Origin of the sequence: Loktanella sp. Alg231-35, from assembly GCF_900143545.1 — a bacterium.
GTDB lineage: Bacteria > Pseudomonadota > Alphaproteobacteria > Rhodobacterales > Rhodobacteraceae > Yoonia.
Map to the genome: position 1 here is coordinate 211,288 of NZ_FREV01000002.1, position 17,204 is coordinate 228,491.

A 17,204-nucleotide genomic window follows, 5' to 3' on the forward strand; every position below is an offset into this window, starting at 1 on the left:
CCTGACCGCCTACTTGGCGGCATTTCAGGGGGCATACCGTGATAAATCTCAAGCTACGCTTAAACGAAACGGACGCTCTGCTGTCGGCGCATGTTTGCACGATCCCATCGGCAACGGTGACACAAGCCTTGGCGGCCGCGGGTGCAGATGCAGTCATCATCGATATGGAGCATGGTGCGGTGGATTATGGCAGCGCCCATGCGATGATCGCCGCAACGCAAGGCACCAATTGCGCGCCCATTGTCCGGGTTGCTGAGAATGATCCTGTTCAGGTTAAGCGGGTGCTTGATCTGGGCGCGCAGGGTATTTGCTTTCCGATGATCCGTACCGCGGATGACGCGCGCGCAGCTGTTGCGGCCTTGCGTTACCCACCTCTGGGCAACCGGGGATTCGGTCCTTTTGTTGCCCATTCCGGCGCAGGTGTCTCGCTGCTTGACTATAAGGATGCCGTTGACGGCACCCTGACCTGTATCCTTTTGGTCGAAACAGCAGATGCAATCGACAATATAGAAGAAATCGCAACCGTACCCGGCATTGATCTGCTGGTCCCTGCGCAATTCGATCTGTCAACAGATTTGGGCATCTCTGGTCAATTCGAGCACCCAGATTTTCAAGCAGCAATCGCCAAGGTCGAGAAGGCTGCGGCAAGCGCGGGCATCCCGCTGGGCAATGTGGCCCTGTCAGAGGCGCAGGCCGATGGGCTCATTGCGCGCGGCTATCGTGTGATCTGTGGATTTGATCTGTTGTGGCTCAAGGCAAAAACGGCCGAGGCGCAAGCGTGGCTTGGTAAGAAATGATCCGGTGACCCGCATCGCGCTTTCCACTGCCGACACAAGCCGTTAAACCTTCTGTCATGACGCTGAATTTGCCCAATATCCTCACCATTCTGCGGTTGGCCGCAGCACCCGGTGTTGTTGTGATGTTTCTATATTTTGCGCGGCCCTGGGCGGATTGGTTCGCGCTGGTGCTTTTCGTCGTCGCGGCTTTTACTGATTTCCTCGACGGCTATCTTGCACGAGCTTGGAAACAAGAAAGCAAACTGGGTGCGATGCTTGACCCGATTGCCGACAAGGCAATGGTCATTATTGCGCTGGTCGTCATCACCGGCTTTTCCGGCATGAACCCCTGGATTCTGCTGCCGGCGACGTTGATTATTTTCCGCGAGGTCTTTGTTTCTGGCCTGCGCGAGTTTCTTGGCGATACCGCCGGGACGCTTAAGGTGACCAACCTTGCGAAATGGAAAACGACCGCACAGATGGTCGCGATCTCGATGCTTTTTGCGACTGGCGCGTTTGAGCATTACTTTGGCATGCAATCGCTCGCTATGACTTCGGAAATGGTCGAGGACGCAATTTCGGGCGAAGGCCCTGATGAGCTCGGCCTCTATTGGAAGTACCAGGGCATGGTTATCAGTTGGTGGGGCGGTATCATCATGTTGTGGATCGCGGCCTTGCTCACTATCGTGACGGGCTGGGACTACTTCAGTAAATCGCGCCCTTACCTGACGGACAAACCGACATGAATGTGATCTACTTTGCTTGGGTCCGGGAACGTATTGGCATTCCGCAAGAAACCGTGGAAACAGATGCCGTGACCGTCAAAGATCTGATAGCGGAACTGCGCGCCAGAGAGGCGCGCTATGACGCCGCGTTTTCCGACACAACCGCCCTGAGAGTAGCGCTGGATCAGGAACTATCGGATTTTGATGCCCCTCTCGCGGGTGTCCGCGAAGTTGCGTTCTTTCCACCGATGACAGGTGGCTAATGACAGTCCGTGTGCAGTCAGATCACTTTGATGCGGGTGCAGAGCTAAATTGCTTTGCCCAAGGATGTGGCGACATCGGTGCGGTGGTCAGTTTCACAGGGGTGGTGCGCGACACGCAAGGCAACCTGCGCGAAATGCTGATCGAGCATTATCCCGGCATGACCGAAAAGGCGATCAAGACCATTGTGGACGAAGCCAAGAAGCGTTGGGATTTGGCCGATGTTCTAGTGATCCACCGCTACGGTCCGCTTGCAGTGGGCGCGCCAATTATGATGGTGGCAACGGCAGCGGCGCATCGGGCGGCGGCCTTTGCTGCTGCGGATTTCCTGATGGACTACCTCAAATCCCGCGCGCCTTTCTGGAAAAAAGAAGTGACCGAGCAGGCCGAGACATGGGTCGCGGCTAAGGATGCTGACGAAGACGCGCTCAAGCGCTGGTAAGTTGCCCCGCGCCTTCGGTCAGGTCGGCCATACCTCTGCGGGATCACGCGCGGATGCTGCACAAGGTGCATGGCGCGGGCATGTTGTCAGATGATTGTTGATTAACCCTGTCGCCTCCATGAAGGCATAAACAATTGTTGGCCCGCAGAACCGGAAACCCGCTTTCTTGAGATCCTTTGAGATCTGCGCAGAGAGCTTCGACTGGGTAGGCATCGTGGCCCGGTCCGACAGGGTGGTGCGCAGCGGCCTGCCATCCACATAATTCCACAAGAACCGATCAAACCCGACATCTGCTTCGATCTTTTGCCAGGCACGGGCGTTGCCGATGGTGGCCTCAATCTTACCTCTGTGGCGGACGATGCCGGGGTTTTTTAGCAGACGCTGCACGTCTTCTTCATCCCAGGTTGCGATTGTATCCGGATCAAAACCTGCAAAGGCTTCGCGAAAATTGTTGCGCTTCTTGAGGATCGTGATCCAGGACAAACCCGCCTGAAAACCATCCAATATCAGCTTTTCCCACAAGGCACGGCTGTCATACTCGGGCACGCCCCATTCGGTGTCGTGGTAGTCGACATAAATCGGCTCGATCCCGGCCCAGCCACAACGCTCGCTCATTTGCTGTCCTTAACCGTTTGTTAGCCCCGAGTGGGCCATTCTGCTGGGGTCAGTATGGAGCGCCGCAATGCAAAACACCACGCTCAGCCGTGTCGAAATCGAAGATCGGGCGATTGTCGATCCGCTGGTTTACGCCATGGCGTCGCGCGATAGTGACGTGTTGGATATGGTGCGTGATGCGCTGGCTGCGCGGCGCACACAGCTAGCCTTTCTGCCCGTGTTCACCACAAACAACCCGCAGACCACTGCCTTTCACGAAGGGCTTGTGCGGCTCACCGATGAAGAGGGGCGGATCATTCCCGCGGCGCATTTCATGCAGCGGGTTGAAGAAAACGGATTGGGGCGGCAGATCGATTGCGTCATGTTGGAACTGGCGTTTCAATGCCTGCGGTCCCATCCCGAATTGCGGCTTTCGGTGAATGTGTCTGCCCGTTCTATCGGGGATGGTGAATGGCGGCGCATATTGGATCGTGGTTTGCTGGATCGGGGTCAGCCCGGCGACCGATTGATTTTTGAGATTAGTGAGACATCAGCGATGCTGCTGCATGAAAACGTGATCCGCTTCATGGCAGAGATGCAGCCAAAGGGTGTGTGTTTTGCGCTAGATGGGTTCGGGGCGGGGATGACCGCGTTCCGGCATCTCAAGGATTTCTTCTTTGATCTGGTAAAGATCGACAAAAGTTTCGTGCGCGGCATCGACCATGATTCCGACAATCAGGTCCTGGCAGAGGCGTTGATCACGGTCGCCCATCAATTTGAGATGTTCGCGGTGGCCGACGGGGTTGAAACAGCAGGCGAGGCCGCTTTCCTGCGGGGTCTTGGGGTGGATTGCCTGCAAGGCTACCACTTTGGCGTGCCGTCGTTACAGTTGTAGACGGGCCTTTCGTTGCGTCAGGCGTTTGGGGATTTGATTTGCCCTGCATCACCCAACCCCTTATGGACCGGGCCAACGGCGTGAGGGCCGCCTTGCACCATGTAGCTGGGAATGGCACCTTTAGGCCAAGGCTTTAATCCAAAGGGGACTATCCATGACGAACGTTGTTATCGCATCTGCTGCTCGCACAGCTGTCGGCAGCTTTGGCGGTTCATTCGCAAGCACACCTGCCCACGATCTGGGCGCCGCGGTGCTTGAAGCTGTCGTAGAACGCGCCGGTGTCGACAAATCCGAAGTGAGCGAGACAATCCTTGGTCAGGTGCTGACGGCCGCGCAAGGCCAGAACCCAGCGCGTCAGGCCCACATTAATGCCGGTCTGCCACAAGAATCCGCTGCTTGGGGTATCAACCAGGTATGTGGTTCGGGCCTGCGCGCAGTGGCGCTGGGCGCACAGCACATCCAACTGGGTGACGCGTCAATCGTTGCCGCTGGCGGCCAAGAAAACATGACGCTCTCGACACATGCCGCACATCTGCGCGCTGGTCAGAAAATGGGCGATATGAAGTATATCGACACCATGATCCGCGACGGTCTGTGGGATGCGTTCAACAACTACCACATGGGCCAAACTGCTGAAAACGTAGCAGAAAAATTCCAGATCACCCGCGACATGCAAGATGAATTCGCCGTCGCATCTCAGAACAAGGCCGAAGCCGCGCAAAATGCGGGCCGCTTTGATGATGAGATCGCAGCCTATACAGTGAAGACACGCAAGGGCGATATCATCGTCGACAAAGACGAATACATTCGCCACGGCGCCACCATGGAAGCGATGCAAAAATTGCGCCCTGCTTTCACCAAGGAAGGCTCTGTTACAGCCGCTAACGCATCGGGCCTGAACGACGGTGCGGCAGCCACATTGCTGATGTCCGCAGATGAGGCTGAAAAGCGCGGGATTGAACCTTTGGCGCGTATCGCATCCTACGCCACAGCCGGCCTTGACCCGTCCATCATGGGTGTCGGCCCGATCTATGCATCCCAAAAAGCGTTGGACAAAGCAGGCTGGTCCGTTGGCGATCTTGACCTGGTCGAAGCCAACGAAGCTTTCGCCGCACAGGCCTGTGCTGTGAACAAAGAAATGGGTTGGGACCCGGAAATCGTGAACGTGAACGGCGGTGCCATCGCAATTGGCCACCCAATTGGTGCGTCCGGTTGTCGCGTCTTGAACACGCTACTGTTCGAGATGAAGCGTCGCGGTGCGAAAAAAGGCCTTGCCACATTGTGCATCGGTGGCGGCATGGGTGTCGCACTTTGTGTTGAGCGCCCCTAAGTCATTCAGTAATATTGTTGCGTCCAAGGCGGCGCAACGATAACAACATTACCAATGCAATTCCTTGAAGGAGAAACTCATGTCCCGTGTTGCACTTGTAACAGGCGGCTCGCGCGGTATTGGCGCGGCTATTTCCACAGCACTCAAAGACGCGGGCTGCAACGTTGCCGCCACATACGCAGGCAACGATGAAAAGGCCGCGGCCTTTACTGCAGAAACAGGCATCAAGACGTACAAATGGGACGTCGGCAATTACGAAGCATGCCAAGCTGGCATCGGCCAGATCGAAGCGGACCTTGGCCCGGTTGAGATTCTGGTGAACAACGCAGGCATCACTCGCGACGCTCCGTTCCACAAGATGACGCCACAGCAGTGGCACGAATGCATCGATACCAACCTTAACGGTGTGTTCAACATGACGCACAACGTTTGGGGTGGCATGCGTGAACGCAAATTTGGTCGTATCGTGACGATTTCTTCGATCAACGGCCAAAAGGGCCAGTTCGCGCAAGCCAACTATGCCGCGACAAAGGCGGGCGATATCGGCTTTACCAAGTCGCTGGCACAAGAAGGCGCGCGCGCTGGCATCACGGTAAACATCGTGGCCCCCGGCTACATCAACACCGAAATGATGAGCACGATCCCAGAAAAAGTGATGAACGAAGTCATCCTGCCGCAGATCCCCGTAGGCCGCCTTGGTGAAGCCTCTGAGATTGCGCGCGCAGTATGCTTCCTTGCATCCGACGATGCGGGCTTTGTGACAGGGTCAACGCTTTCTGCGAACGGCGGTCAGTACCTGGTCTAAGCCGAGCTGACGGACAGTTAAGTAAGGGCCCCGCTGATCAGGCGTGGCCCTTTTTCGTTCAGCGACAGGTATCGCCCCAGCTAAATTTTCAACGGTAAAGTGTGAACCAACAACAGGCGCATCAGGAAATCGAACTGCGGTTTTTGGCGACCCTGCGAGTTACCGATTTTGGCCGCGATGACGTCGATGTCCCGACCCACTTTGTCTGCCAGCAAGGCAACGTAAAGCGCCCGCATATCGCGGCATTCGAGGCGTGGGTGCTAGAGGAAATCCAGACGTCCAAGAAACTCGCTGAAGGACGGCGCTTGATTCGCGCGGATGATTTGCTCTGACAGCGTCATCCGCCGCCAGAGCGATAGGATCTGTGCTAGTGTGTGCTCAGGCGCGTAATTTCTTCCTTGAGCATCAGCTTTTGCTTCTTAAGTTTCGCAATTTCGATGTCGTCTGATGCGGGGCTCCGCTGCATCACTTCGACATGCTCCGAGAGGGATTGGTGTTTCTTCTTCAGTTCCTGCAAATGCGAACTCAAGCTCATGGTCGTCCTCCTGTCGGTTTTGGATGTTTTTGATTGCACCACATCCGCCCCGTTCTGTCACGCCGCAGGGCAGCAATTCGGTGCGTGACCAATCGTCGCGCGCAGAAGTTGCCAATTCGTTAAGGCCAGATGGGCAATTCGCCGCCGCTGCGCAAAACGGCGCGCACGTCCGGAGTATAGCTTTCCTGATCGTCGCTATGCGCCGCACCTTCGTGCATGATCAGTGTCGGCGCCATCCGAAACGCGGCGCGCCCTTCCTGCCGTGCCTGTAGCAGGAAAAGCTCGGGTGCTTTGCCCGCCCGTCCGGCAATAGGCCGCACGATGACCGCACCTAAGCGCCCCTCAAGTGCGCCCAGCACCTCTGGCAGCCGCTCTATGCGTTGGATCATCGTCAGATAGCCGCGTGGCCCAACGCGGCGCGCACCGATCTGCAACCAATCGGTCAGCGGCGTGTCACCGCCCAATGCCAGATCGCGTCCTTGATTTGTTGCTGCTGTTCCCGCGCTGCGATCAAAGTAAGGGGGGTTCATGATAACGTGTCTAAATCGCTGCTGGCGCAGGTCGGCTGGCAATGTGCGCAGGTCCGAATGGACAACCGTGAAATCGGCACCGTTTTCACGGGCGTTCAGTTCTCCAAGGGCTGCATATTCAGCTTGAAGTTCAACCCCTGTGACCTGAATGTCGGGTACCCGCGCCGCAAGGCACAGTGACGCGACGCCCACACCGCAGCCCAATTCCAGCACTGTATCGCCTTGTTTTGCTGGTGTCGCTGCTGCCAACAACACCGGATCGACGCCGGCGCGATACCCCTTGCGTGGTTGAAACACGCGAATTCTCCCACCGAGAAAGTCATCGCAGGAATAATCGTCAGTCACGGCCCAAATCAATCTCACCGTCGCGCATCACGGCCTCTGCCATGAACAAATCGCGGTCAAGCACCATCAACCGGCGCGGCATTATGCCTATGCTACCTTCAAGGACGCTCATGTTTACGTCGAAGGCGAACCAGTCTATACCCTCGCTGTCCAGCAGGGCGGTTGCAAAGGCAAGGACAGTCGGGTCGTTGGTGCGCAAAAGCTCTTTCATAACCAAGACCTAAGACGCCGCATTCCGGATGTCTATTCACATGACGGAAACTTCAATGAGCCTTGATACCGCAGCGACCAAACCGCACGAGAAACTGGCTGCGGCCTTGGCGGATGATCTGGCAGCGGTGAACGATCTGATTCGCGAAAGGATGGCCTCGGAGCACGCCCCGCGCATCCCCGAAGTGACAGCACATCTGGTCGAGGCAGGTGGCAAACGTCTGCGCCCGATGCTGACTTTGGCTGCGGCACGGATGTGTGGCTATGACGGCCCCTATCATGTGCATCTGGCGGCCACGGTTGAATTTATTCACACGGCGACCTTGCTGCATGATGATGTGGTCGACGAAAGCAGTCAAAGGCGCGGGCGTCCGACGGCGAACCTGCTGTGGGACAACACGTCGAGCGTGCTGGTCGGTGACTATCTGTTCGCCCGGTCCTTTCAGTTGATGGTTGAGACGGGCTCGATGCGCGTGCTTGATATTCTGGCCAATGCGGCGGCGACTATTGCCGAGGGCGAAGTGCTTCAATTGACGGCTGCCAGTGATCTGGCCACGACAGAGGCGATTTATTTGCAAGTTGTGCGCGGTAAGACCGCGGCGTTGTTCTCGGCGGCCATGGAGGTCGGCGGTGAAATTGCAAACCAGGATAGGACGACCAAACAGGCACTTTATGATTATGGGGATGCGCTCGGCATCTCATTCCAGATAGTTGATGACCTGCTGGACTACGGTGGCACGAAGGCCACAGGCAAAAATGTGGGCGATGATTTCCGCGAACGCAAGCTGACCTTGCCAGTGATCCGCGCCATTGCGGCGGCGGATGCAGAAGAACGTGCGTTCTGGGTGCGCACGATTGAAAAAGGTCGGCAAGAGGACGGCGATCTGGACCGCGCGATCAGCCTACTGGCGAAGTATCAAACGATGGAAAGCACGCGCGATAACGCGCTGGCTTGGGCCGAAAAGGCGAAATCAGCGTTGGATGCGGTGCCGGATCACCCGCTTAAGCAAATGCTGATTGATTTGGCGGATTACGTGGTGGCGCGTGTCACCTGATGAAATTGGGCCGCCCAAACGGGCGGCCCAATTCGCTCATTCTGCTGCGCGGTTGTCGGCCACTGCCGTCTGTGCCGCCGCGACCAGTGCCGCACCATCATAGCCTTTGGTATCCATCTCAGCGATCCAGGCGGTGGTCACATCCGCACCTAGCGCCATGATCCGCGCCGTTTCGGCCTCTGACAGCTCGGCAATCTCGTTGCCGTCAGCTGCCATCAGGTCGCGGCCCACTACGTCGCCGGTGTCATGGGCGCTGCCCGCCCATTTGCTGGCCATCATGCCAGAATTGGCATCGATGATGGCGCGCAAATCCTCGGGCATGCCTTCATAAACATCCTTGTTCATCGCCCAAATGAAATACAGGTTATAAAGCGCCTGATCACCGGCCACATCCGTGTGACTGTCCGTCAGTTCATTCAGCTTCAGGGACGGCGACATTTCCCATGTGATCACGCCGCCATCAACAACGCCCTTGGATAAGGCTTCGGGGAATTGTGGGACGGGCATGCCGATGGGTGTCGCACCCAACTCTTCCAGCAGCAGGGTCGCCGGGCGCGATGGACCGCGCAGCTTAAGGCCTGCAAAATCCTCAACGGTTTCCACGGATGCGCCCCGTTTGTGAACAATGCCGGGACCATGCATGTGGGCCGCGATAAGGTGGACATCAGCGAAATCATCCATCAGGAATTCTTGGGTGAATTGCCATGCGGCGGCACTTGCCTCTTCGCCTGACTTGGTTGTCATGAAGGGCAATTCCATCGCTTCGGCTTCCGGGAAACGATTTGGCTGATAACCGGGGATCACCCAGCCGCCGTCGATCGCACCGTCACGGATCAGATCGTATTGGTTGGGTGCCGCACCACCGAGCTGCATGAAGGGGTAAAGCTCGACCTTGATACGGCCCTCGGATTGTTCCTCGATGGCGTCAGCCCAGGGCTGCATGAAATAGGTGGGGTTGGCGCTGGCGGGCGACACAAAATGCTGAAAGCGCAATGTGACCTCTTGGGCCAACGCAGAGGTGGCAGACAAGCCAAAGACAGCCGCAAAGGCGGCAGATTTCAAGATGTGCATAGCAAGCATCCTTTTCGTCGGAAGTTGGGGGGAAAGGCGTCACCGCTAGCGACACATTTGATATAGGGAAGCGCCCGCTTAGTTGCAAGTCATTCGCAAGAGGGGAAATCGCGGGTGAATTTCCCTCCTGAGTTAGACGCCATATGTGGGGTGAAACTTGCCAGTTTGTGACAATGTAAAGACTTCACAGCCATCCGCCGTGATACCTATTGAATGCTCAAACTGGGCAGACAGTGATTTATCACGGGTCACGGCGGTCCAGTCATCGGCCAGAACCTTTGTTTCAGGGCGGCCCAGATTGATCATCGGCTCAATGGTAAAGAACATCCCTTCCTCAAGCCGGGCACCAGTGCCGGGGCGACCGTAGTGCAGCACATTGGGCGGGGCGTGAAATACGCGGCCCAATCCATGCCCGCAGAAATCGCGCACGACTGACATGCGGTGGCTTTCGGCAAACAGCTGAATGGCATGGCCGATATCGCCAAAGGTATTGCCCGGCTTTGCCGCCTCAATCCCCTTCATCAGGGCATCATGGGTGACCTCGATCAACCGCTCTGCCTTGCGCGACGGAGCGCCCGCAACATACATGCGGCTGGTGTCGCCAAACCATCCATCGACAATGACGGTGACATCAATATTCAGGATATCGCCTGACTTGAGCTTTTTGTCGCCCGGAATGCCGTGACAGACCACGTGATTGACCGAAATACAGCTCGCATGCTGATAGCCCTTATAACCAATAGTGGCAGAGGTCGCACCCGCCTCATCAACCATCTGGGTGATCAGACGGTCGATCTCTCCGGTGGATTGGCCGGGAAAGACATGTTCAGCGATACTATCAAGGATCTGCGCGGCCAGCGCGCCCGCTTTCGCCATACCGGCAAAATCGTCTGGTTGATAAAGGCGGATGCCATCTTTGGTCAGGTGGGCTTTGTTCGTTTCCACGGGGCCGTGTCCTTTTGCTGTTAACGGGCACATAGGTGAAAACCGCGATGAGTTCTAGGCCCGGAAAGGGAGTGGTTTGCCCAATGTGATCGCCCGCGGGCTGATCTGACAAGCCTGCGCCAGCACGGTGACACCGGCCGCCGCTGCCTGATCAAAGGCTGCTTTGTAGGTCGGGTCGATATCGCTGGCCAAAGTGAACTCTGCACAATCGGTCCGTTGCACCAGATAGAACATGACCGCGGGATGCCCCTCTGCAACCATCTGCGCCAGTTCGGCCAGATGTTTGGCCCCTCGCGTGGTCACACTGTCGGGGAATTCCGCCAGACCTTTGGTGCCGGGATAGGGTAACACTTTTGACTTCAACTTGGCTTTGTTGCCCTTGCCATCGATCAGAAGATTCCGTGGGTTCTTGGAGCTACAATAAGATAGGCTTACGTTCAGTGATCACTGGCGTCGACACAAGGTACTGAAGTCCGGCACTGCCCAATCCAACCCAACTAACCGCGGCAAGCTCTGGAGGAGCCCGGTTGTATGGCAATTGGTGCAACAAATCCGTTCGAATACACCTATTGGTCTTTAAAAATATCCTTTTGAATACATGACCAACCCTTTGCCACATTAGTCGCTTCGCAGCATTCGGTTACGCCTCTTTATCAAAGGAGTGACCTTATGAAATTTATGTTCCCATCCATTGTTGCTGTTCCAATAGCGTTTTTTGCTAACTACGGCTTGGCGAGCGATGAAGCTCTCTATGGTGCCGAAGCGCCGCAAGATGCTGTCCTAGTTCGTTTCCTCGGCACCCCATCAGAGGGTGGCAATAATGTTTACGGTTGGAATTTTGAAACTGAAGAAGCAGATCCGTCTTATAGCGTGATTTCTGCAGCTCTGTTGTCGAATACACCCGAAACAACTTTCACAACGGTGTTTGTCGATGAACAAGGCCGTGAAGTTGTTTTTCACGAGCCTGATCGCACCTCAAGCTCAAAGGTACATTTGCTGCTTATGAACGCGACAAATGAAAGCGTCAGCCTCGTTGCAAACGATGGTGCACTCGAAGTCATTGGGGATACTGAATTTGCGAAAGTTGGGATGCGGGCTGTAAACCCGATCAGTGTTGAATTGAGTGTGGTTCGAGGCCCAGATCTTGAGGTTGTGGCTAGCTTTGATGTTTCACTAAGACGCGGCGAGGATATCTCCTTTGTTGTAACCGATGACAGCGTTGAAATGGTGCCAACCAGCTACGGCGCTGTGATCACTGATTGATCCAATGGTTTTCTCGTCTCTCATATTTATCTTTGGCTTTCTGCCTGTTTTCCTAAGCGCTTATTATCTGATCCCAAGCAGGTTTCGATCTGCTTGGATCTTGGTCGCGAGTTATGCGTTCTACGGATGGTGGCGGGTGGAATACCTTGCGGTTGTCGTCGGGATTTCGGTCGTTAGCTATTTGGCGGCAGGATGGGCAATCACGGCGAAAACCGAGGCAAACAAACGGTTGGCTGTGCGGGTTGGTGTCAGCATCGATTTGGCGATTCTTGGCTATTTCAAATACACCTATTTCGTTGTCGGAAATGTTAGCGCATTCCTGGCATCAGTTGGCGGAACAGAGTTTGGAGTTGCGCAGATCATCCTGCCAATTGGTATCTCATTCCTGACATTCCAATCCATTAGCTACATTCTCGATGTTGCGCGCAAGGATGCGCCACCAGCGCGCAGTGTTGTTGATTTCCTCGCGTTTTCTTCGTTGTTCCCCCAACTAATCGCTGGGCCAGTACTGCGCTACAAGGACCTAGCGGATCAATTCCAAGATCGTATTCATTCGTTTGCTGTGTTTTCTGCTGGCTGCAAACGCTTCATCCAAGGTCTTGCGATGAAGTTGCTAATTGCGGACACCGTTGCGCCGATGGCGGACAGAATGTTTGCTCTTCAAGCGCCAACGCTGGCCGAGGCGTGGCTGGGTGCAGGAGCATATTCAATCCAGTTGTTGTTTGATTTTGCCGGCTATTCCGCGATGGCAATTGGTTTGGGCCTGATGATTGGTTTCCGCTTTGTCGAGAACTTTGATGCGCCCTACACCAGCAAGTCCATCACAGAGTTTTGGCGCCGCTGGCACATCAGCCTATCCAATTGGCTGCGCGATTATCTTTACATCCCACTTGGCGGCAATCGCGGTGGAACATTCAAAACCTACCGTAACTTGCTGCTGACCATGGCTCTTGGTGGACTTTGGCACGGTGCGAACTGGACATTCATCCTCTGGGGTGCATGGCATGGTTTGCTTTTGTCCGTTGAACGTATGGTTGGTTCAAAATCACGCAGAACAGTATGGCCTGTTGGGTTAGGTTGGCCTCTAACACTGCTTGCGGTCGTTCTTGGCTGGGTCATGTTTCGCGCACCAACGGTTGGCGACGCTTTCACGATGTATGTGGGTATGTCGGGCCGAAACGGCGTTGGGATCAGTTCTGCAACGGTCTACTTCAATCAGCCAATCGAATTCATAGGTCTAATTGTCGGTGCCCTAATCGCTTGCGCGCCTTGGCAAGGTCTTTTGAAGAGATCACGGAGTGCTGCTTTTAACCCGATCCTTGTTTCACCGCTATTATTTGCCTGCTGCACCATCGTGTTGAATGCAAGGTCCCACTCACCCTTTCTTTATTTCCAGTTTTGAGGGTTGTAAGATGTTGATGCAATTCAAAGAGAACTTTGCGCTGACCGGTATGCTTGCCCTGACGGTTTGCGCCGGAACGCTTGCTGCCTCGCGTGTGGATTTTGTCCAGCAGAATAAGGCTGTCTTGGGTGGGTTCTATCAGAAATCGGTTGAAGCGGAGTTTAACGAAACCTTCCCGCTGGGTGAATTCTTACAAGATGTTTGGACAGCTGCTAAGCTGTCAATCTTGAATCAAACGCACAGTGAAGTTGTGCACACCCAAGATGGTTGGTTGTTCACCTCCGAAGAGTTTAGGCAACCAGCCAATGACGTCGACTTAGGTACAGAAGTGGTTCGGGTGTTGGAAACACTCGAGGCAATGGACGTGAAACTGATCCTGGTGATCGTACCGGATAAGGCACGCATTTATGCGGATATACTACCACACGCACGGACACCCGCACTTGAGGCGCGATATGATTTGGTTCTATCCGAACTGAACGGTCTGGGGTTGCCGTCTATCGACTTGCGCGCGGTTCTTTCCGAAGTTCGCGACAACGCTGAACCATTTCTAAAGACCGATACGCATTGGAGTCCCGAGGCTGCAAATCAAGTCGCGGCCACAGTCGCCAGTTTTGCAGATCAGAACATCAATACGGGCGCTGTCTTCACGACCGAATGGCGTGATGCGGTACCATTCCGCGGTGATCTGATGACCTTTGTCGAAACTGGGCCCTTTGAAGCCGTCATTGGCTTTGCTCCTGATGAATTTTCTTTGCCGGTCACAACGGCACAAGACGCCGGTCTGTCATTGTTCGGTGACGTCGAAATCCCGGTGACTTTGGTAGGCACCAGTTACTCCGCCAAGGAAGCGTTCAATTTTGCCGGTTTTCTTAAAGAACACCTTGAGGCCGATGTCCTAAATGCAGCCCAAGTTGGACGCGGGCCATTCAACCCAATGCGGGACTACCTCGCGTCCGACGATTTTCTTAGCTCGCCCCCGAAACTCATCATCTGGGAGATACCAGAAAGATACATCGCGACCGAGGAATTTGATCGATGACCCTCTTTACACCTGCAAACGTCATAATTGGTGCAACCTACATTGCCTGCCACAGCATGGCCTTGGAAGCCGCGCCATTGTGCCCGGAACTTCTCATCGCGGAAGCATTGGAGCCAAAATACCAACGTCTTGCTCCAATCCATAGCGATACAGAATCCGGGTGGATCTTTACGTCCGACCAAATGTCAGAAACATATGAACTTAAAGCCGAAGCAGTTCATCTGATGTCTCAGATTGTTTCTGAATTTGAACACCGGGGCGTTACACTTGCATTGATGATCGCGCCGCCGCGTCCTTTGGTTGCTGGTGGGGATGTCTTGTCTCAGACCCTGACAGAGAACGATGCATTCGATGCAGCTAATGCGGCGGCCAGCTTTAACACAATGATTGGACAGCTGCGCGAAACTGGAGCGGTTGTACCGAACCTGTTGAGCGCCGCAACGCAAGTTGACACAGGCGTTCCATTCTATTTCCGACGCGACACGCATTGGACCCCAGCGGGCGCAGCGGCCAGCGCTCTCGCATTGGCAAAAGAACTAGGTTTTGAAGAAGGCGTCTTTGACATTTCTGCAATTTTGAGCAGCGATATCTATGAAGAAAAAGGGTCCTTGAACGCCATCAGCAAAGCAGTTTGTAATGTTGATAATCCACCTGAACCCACGCCCATCTTGGATTTCTCAGCCGTGACTGCAACGCAGGGTCTTGGGTTATTGGATGAGATATCTGGCGCATCCATTGCCCTGGTGGGTACCAGCTTTAGCGATCGCAACCAACGAGATCAGTATCAAGTTGCTGATGCTCTTGCTGCGAGCACCGGCGCCGAAATTTTCAACTATTCTGTGTCTGGTGGTGGCATGATTGGCCCTATGGAAGCCTTTGTGTCTAGCGATGACCTTGCCACCGCTGGCCATCAAACAGTGATCTGGGAATTTCCCTATACCCAATCACCCAATTCCACCTCTCAGCTGCGTCAATTGCTTGGTGCGCTTCGTGCCGATACTGCAGGCGTTTCACCAATCGCATCCGTTGGTATGACTTCATCGGACACGGTGAATGTAGATCTAAGTAGCTCACCGATCGACGCCAACCTTCTGAGTATCGAGACAGGTACTTCTGAGCTTTTGAAACTCGACGTCGAGATAACGTTTGAAAACGGAACAACCAAAACAGTGAAACTGCGTCGCAAAAACCGCATTCCGCTAGAACGTCGCTCAAGTGACTGGTGGGTTGACCTAAGTGGTTGGAACTATGGTGCAATAATAGAGATATCTTTGAAATTGGATCGGGACGCAGTTGATCCGGAAATCCAAATCTCCTATTTGCGCTGAACGCAGAGCCCATAAGGTCTCTATACTAAAGGATATTGGCTTGGCCTTTTGCGCCTGCTCATAACCAATTGCGAACGCCACTTGCGCAACTCCTAGGGGTATCACTTCGATCAGTGACCAACTTCAGGAGTTTCCTCGTGCGTGTAAGACACGAACGACCGATGTCGGACCTTACTTATAGTGTCCGTGCCCCGCTCAAGCTCTCGCTTGAGAACGGGGAGGTTGCGACCATTGAAGAGTGGTCTTTAAACGGACTGACATTTCCCAATTCAGCAGACATCCTGCCCAAATCGGGGCAACTGGCCATTCCATTTCAGGGCGTCGATATTCAATTCGACGTTCGCTTTACGGATGGATCCAAAAAAGGTGAATTGCTTTTTGAAGATTTAACCGGACGACAGCGCGAAACCTTGGCCGTGTTCTATAGGTCGATCTTATCCGGGAAGATGGCTTCGACCGAACAAATGATCACCAGTTTGGATACACCAGTTGATCTGGTGCCGATGGGTGAGACAGAGGAAGAAGAAACTGCAGGTCGCGCCAAGCAAAGTCCACGAATCTTGCGCGTGATTTGGAACGTCGTTTTCTATTTCGTTTTCGCAGGTGTGGTCTTTGGACTCGTCGGTAATCAAATTTTAAATCGACTGTCGCACGTCAACCTTCAGCATGCCCGTGTGGTTGCCCCAATGGCCGAATTACACACCTCGCAGGCTGCTTTTGTCGACGAGATTTTGGTCGAGGAAGGGGAATATGTCGAACAAGGGGAAGTGCTCGTGCGTCTCAGCAACCCAGAAGGCAATGCCGTAGTCGATGATATTCGCGCCGACGCCGACGAATTCGAGGAACTTGCTGCTCAGGCAGATCAAAGGTTGGCTCTGCACCGCGCTCAGATTGAGCTAACACGCGATGGTTTAAGACAGCGCTTTGTCGCATCTGTAGGTGCCACAGGCAGCAAGAATTTCGCAGCGCAAGGAAACACCGCCGATGCGCAACAGGCATGGAATGCGCTCAATCAATTCGACAACAACGCAGTCACGCGCTTGGGGCCATTGTTTGAAATGGAACGACAGTTAGAAAGAGAAGCAGAGGACCTGCGCACACGCTGGTCACGTTTAAAGCGTGATCTTGGCAACGCAAAAGATGCCACGAGTGCTGGTGACATTGTTGCGCCAACGGATGGGGTCGTCATCTCTGTGGATGTATTTGAGGATCAATTTCTTGACCGTGGCAGGCGGGCGATTGAGTTAGAAGAAGACACACCGCGGTATGTCAAAGCGTGGCTCAATGAAGCGCGCAGTGACGCGATCTACCTTGGTATGGAAACAACCGTTCAGTTTAACGATGGCCCGTCATCGCGAACCGTTGAAGGTCGGATCACTGACATCACAGCGGCCGTTGACGCCGAAATTTCTGACGCCTTTGGTTTAATTGTATCTGTTGAATTGATTGGCATGACAGCGGACGACGCACGCGTCACTTTCCAACAGGATGCTCCGGTTCAATTGCGCGCCAGAAAAGATTGGCGAAATCGCCTGCCTTGGAGGTCGAACTGATGTTGCCACCGGAAACCGAATACGAATTTGATAAAGACCTAACCGTTCGCCTTGGCGAATTGACAACCCCTGTCCGAGACGGGTTTGCGAAATGGCG

20 protein-coding genes and 2 pseudogenes are annotated in these 17,204 nt (G+C 54.6%); 14 read left to right on the plus strand and 8 right to left on the minus strand.

Annotated features, from left to right (window positions below; translation table 11 throughout):
* The first annotated feature begins 38 nt into the window (after window positions 1-38).
* From DHN10_RS04625 to DHN10_RS04640, 4 genes are read left to right on the plus strand one after another with little or no spacing between them, the layout of a single operon-like run.
* Complete coding sequence (locus tag DHN10_RS04625) at window positions 39-797, plus strand: HpcH/HpaI aldolase family protein (RefSeq protein WP_108814082.1); 759 nt, start codon at window positions 39-41, stop codon at window positions 795-797.
* A 56-nt stretch (window positions 798-853) separates the two neighbouring features.
* A complete protein-coding gene (pgsA, locus tag DHN10_RS04630) occupies window positions 854-1,522 on the plus strand; it encodes a CDP-diacylglycerol--glycerol-3-phosphate 3-phosphatidyltransferase (protein WP_108814083.1) in 669 nt (222 codons plus the stop codon).
* A complete protein-coding gene (moaD, locus tag DHN10_RS04635) occupies window positions 1,519-1,764 on the plus strand; it encodes a molybdopterin converting factor subunit 1 (protein ID WP_108814084.1) in 246 nt (81 codons plus the stop codon). Before pgsA ends, moaD begins: the two co-directional genes overlap by 4 nt.
* Complete coding sequence (locus DHN10_RS04640; protein WP_108814085.1) at window positions 1,764-2,204, plus strand: molybdenum cofactor biosynthesis protein MoaE; 441 nt, start codon at window positions 1,764-1,766, stop codon at window positions 2,202-2,204. The genes moaD and DHN10_RS04640 overlap by 1 nt, the downstream gene beginning before the upstream one ends.
* A gap of 18 nt (window positions 2,205-2,222) precedes the next feature.
* On the opposite strand, the gene DHN10_RS04645 is transcribed toward DHN10_RS04640, so the two are convergent.
* Window positions 2,223-2,819: a DNA-3-methyladenine glycosylase I gene (locus tag DHN10_RS04645; RefSeq protein WP_108814086.1), complete on the minus strand. Its 597-nt coding sequence runs from the start codon at window positions 2,817-2,819 to the stop codon at window positions 2,223-2,225.
* 67 nt (window positions 2,820-2,886) lie between these two features.
* On the opposite strand from DHN10_RS04645, the gene DHN10_RS04650 reads away from it, so the two are divergent.
* The 4 genes from DHN10_RS04650 (at window position 2,887) to DHN10_RS19845 (ending at window position 6,160) form a co-directional block, all read left to right on the plus strand.
* The gene (locus tag DHN10_RS04650; RefSeq protein WP_108814087.1) at window positions 2,887-3,693 is read left to right on the plus strand and encodes an EAL domain-containing protein; all 807 of its coding nucleotides are present in this window, start codon (window positions 2,887-2,889) and stop codon (window positions 3,691-3,693) included.
* A 154-nt stretch (window positions 3,694-3,847) separates the two neighbouring features.
* Window positions 3,848-5,023 (plus strand): acetyl-CoA C-acetyltransferase, encoded by a 1,176-nt coding sequence (locus DHN10_RS04655; protein WP_108814088.1) that lies wholly within the window; start codon window positions 3,848-3,850, stop codon window positions 5,021-5,023.
* 79 nt (window positions 5,024-5,102) lie between these two features.
* Window positions 5,103-5,828 carry an acetoacetyl-CoA reductase gene (phbB, locus tag DHN10_RS04660; protein WP_108814089.1) on the plus strand — a complete coding sequence of 242 codons (726 nt, stop codon included), beginning with the start codon at window positions 5,103-5,105 and terminating at the stop codon, window positions 5,826-5,828.
* Between the two features lie 101 nt (window positions 5,829-5,929).
* Window positions 5,930-6,160 (plus strand): hypothetical protein, encoded by a 231-nt coding sequence (locus DHN10_RS19845; protein ID WP_199910632.1) that lies wholly within the window; start codon window positions 5,930-5,932, stop codon window positions 6,158-6,160.
* 35 nt (window positions 6,161-6,195) lie between these two features.
* Here DHN10_RS19845 and DHN10_RS04670 read toward each other — a convergent pair whose 3' ends face one another.
* From DHN10_RS04670 to DHN10_RS04680, 3 genes are all read right to left on the minus strand, one after another.
* Window positions 6,196-6,363 (minus strand): YdcH family protein, encoded by a 168-nt coding sequence (locus tag DHN10_RS04670; RefSeq protein WP_108814090.1) that lies wholly within the window; start codon window positions 6,361-6,363, stop codon window positions 6,196-6,198.
* 119 nt (window positions 6,364-6,482) lie between these two features.
* Complete coding sequence (locus DHN10_RS04675; protein WP_234417065.1) at window positions 6,483-7,196, minus strand: tRNA1(Val) (adenine(37)-N6)-methyltransferase; 714 nt, start codon at window positions 7,194-7,196, stop codon at window positions 6,483-6,485.
* A 34-nt stretch (window positions 7,197-7,230) separates the two neighbouring features.
* Window positions 7,231-7,449: a putative signal transducing protein gene (locus DHN10_RS04680; RefSeq protein ID WP_108814091.1), complete on the minus strand. Its 219-nt coding sequence runs from the start codon at window positions 7,447-7,449 to the stop codon at window positions 7,231-7,233.
* 55 nt (window positions 7,450-7,504) lie between these two features.
* Here DHN10_RS04680 and DHN10_RS04685 point away from each other — a divergent pair, with 55 nt between their 5' ends.
* A complete protein-coding gene (locus DHN10_RS04685) occupies window positions 7,505-8,503 on the plus strand; it encodes a polyprenyl synthetase family protein (protein ID WP_108814507.1) in 999 nt (332 codons plus the stop codon).
* Between the two features lie 36 nt (window positions 8,504-8,539).
* Here the strand turns inward: DHN10_RS04685 and DHN10_RS04690 are convergent, their stop codons facing one another.
* The 4 genes and pseudogenes from DHN10_RS04690 to DHN10_RS19975 form a co-directional block, all read right to left on the minus strand.
* A complete protein-coding gene (locus DHN10_RS04690; protein ID WP_373456664.1) occupies window positions 8,540-9,583 on the minus strand; it encodes a TRAP transporter substrate-binding protein in 1,044 nt (347 codons plus the stop codon).
* Between the two features lie 123 nt (window positions 9,584-9,706).
* The gene (map, locus tag DHN10_RS04695; protein ID WP_234417018.1) at window positions 9,707-10,519 is read right to left on the minus strand and encodes a type I methionyl aminopeptidase; all 813 of its coding nucleotides are present in this window, start codon (window positions 10,517-10,519) and stop codon (window positions 9,707-9,709) included.
* 54 nt (window positions 10,520-10,573) lie between these two features.
* Window positions 10,574-10,883, minus strand: a pseudogene (locus tag DHN10_RS04700) (DNA/RNA nuclease SfsA); the annotation flags it as partial.
* A pseudogene (locus DHN10_RS19975) lies at window positions 10,883-11,050 on the minus strand (transposase); the annotation flags it as partial. The pseudogenes DHN10_RS04700 and DHN10_RS19975, both read right to left, overlap by 1 nt.
* 138 nt (window positions 11,051-11,188) lie before the next feature.
* On the opposite strand from DHN10_RS19975, the gene DHN10_RS04710 reads away from it, so the two are divergent.
* The 5 genes from DHN10_RS04710 to DHN10_RS04730 all read left to right on the plus strand — a co-directional run bounded on the left by DHN10_RS04710 (window position 11,189) and on the right by DHN10_RS04730 (window position 17,107).
* The gene (locus DHN10_RS04710; protein WP_108814094.1) at window positions 11,189-11,782 is read left to right on the plus strand and encodes an alginate O-acetyltransferase AlgF; all 594 of its coding nucleotides are present in this window, start codon (window positions 11,189-11,191) and stop codon (window positions 11,780-11,782) included.
* Window positions 11,783-11,918: 136 nt separating this feature from the next.
* Entirely contained in the window at window positions 11,919-13,184 is a 1,266-nt protein-coding gene (locus tag DHN10_RS04715; RefSeq protein ID WP_234417020.1) for an MBOAT family O-acyltransferase, read from the plus strand.
* A 10-nt stretch (window positions 13,185-13,194) separates the two neighbouring features.
* Window positions 13,195-14,226 carry an alginate O-acetyltransferase AlgX-related protein gene (locus tag DHN10_RS04720; protein ID WP_159086918.1) on the plus strand — a complete coding sequence of 344 codons (1,032 nt, stop codon included), beginning with the start codon at window positions 13,195-13,197 and terminating at the stop codon, window positions 14,224-14,226.
* Complete coding sequence (locus tag DHN10_RS04725; protein ID WP_108814097.1) at window positions 14,223-15,554, plus strand: alginate O-acetyltransferase AlgX-related protein; 1,332 nt, start codon at window positions 14,223-14,225, stop codon at window positions 15,552-15,554. The genes DHN10_RS04720 and DHN10_RS04725 overlap by 4 nt, the downstream gene beginning before the upstream one ends.
* Window positions 15,555-15,715: 161 nt before the next feature.
* The gene (locus tag DHN10_RS04730; protein WP_108814098.1) at window positions 15,716-17,107 is read left to right on the plus strand and encodes an HlyD family secretion protein; all 1,392 of its coding nucleotides are present in this window, start codon (window positions 15,716-15,718) and stop codon (window positions 17,105-17,107) included.
* Window positions 17,108-17,204: the final 97 nt, after the last annotated feature.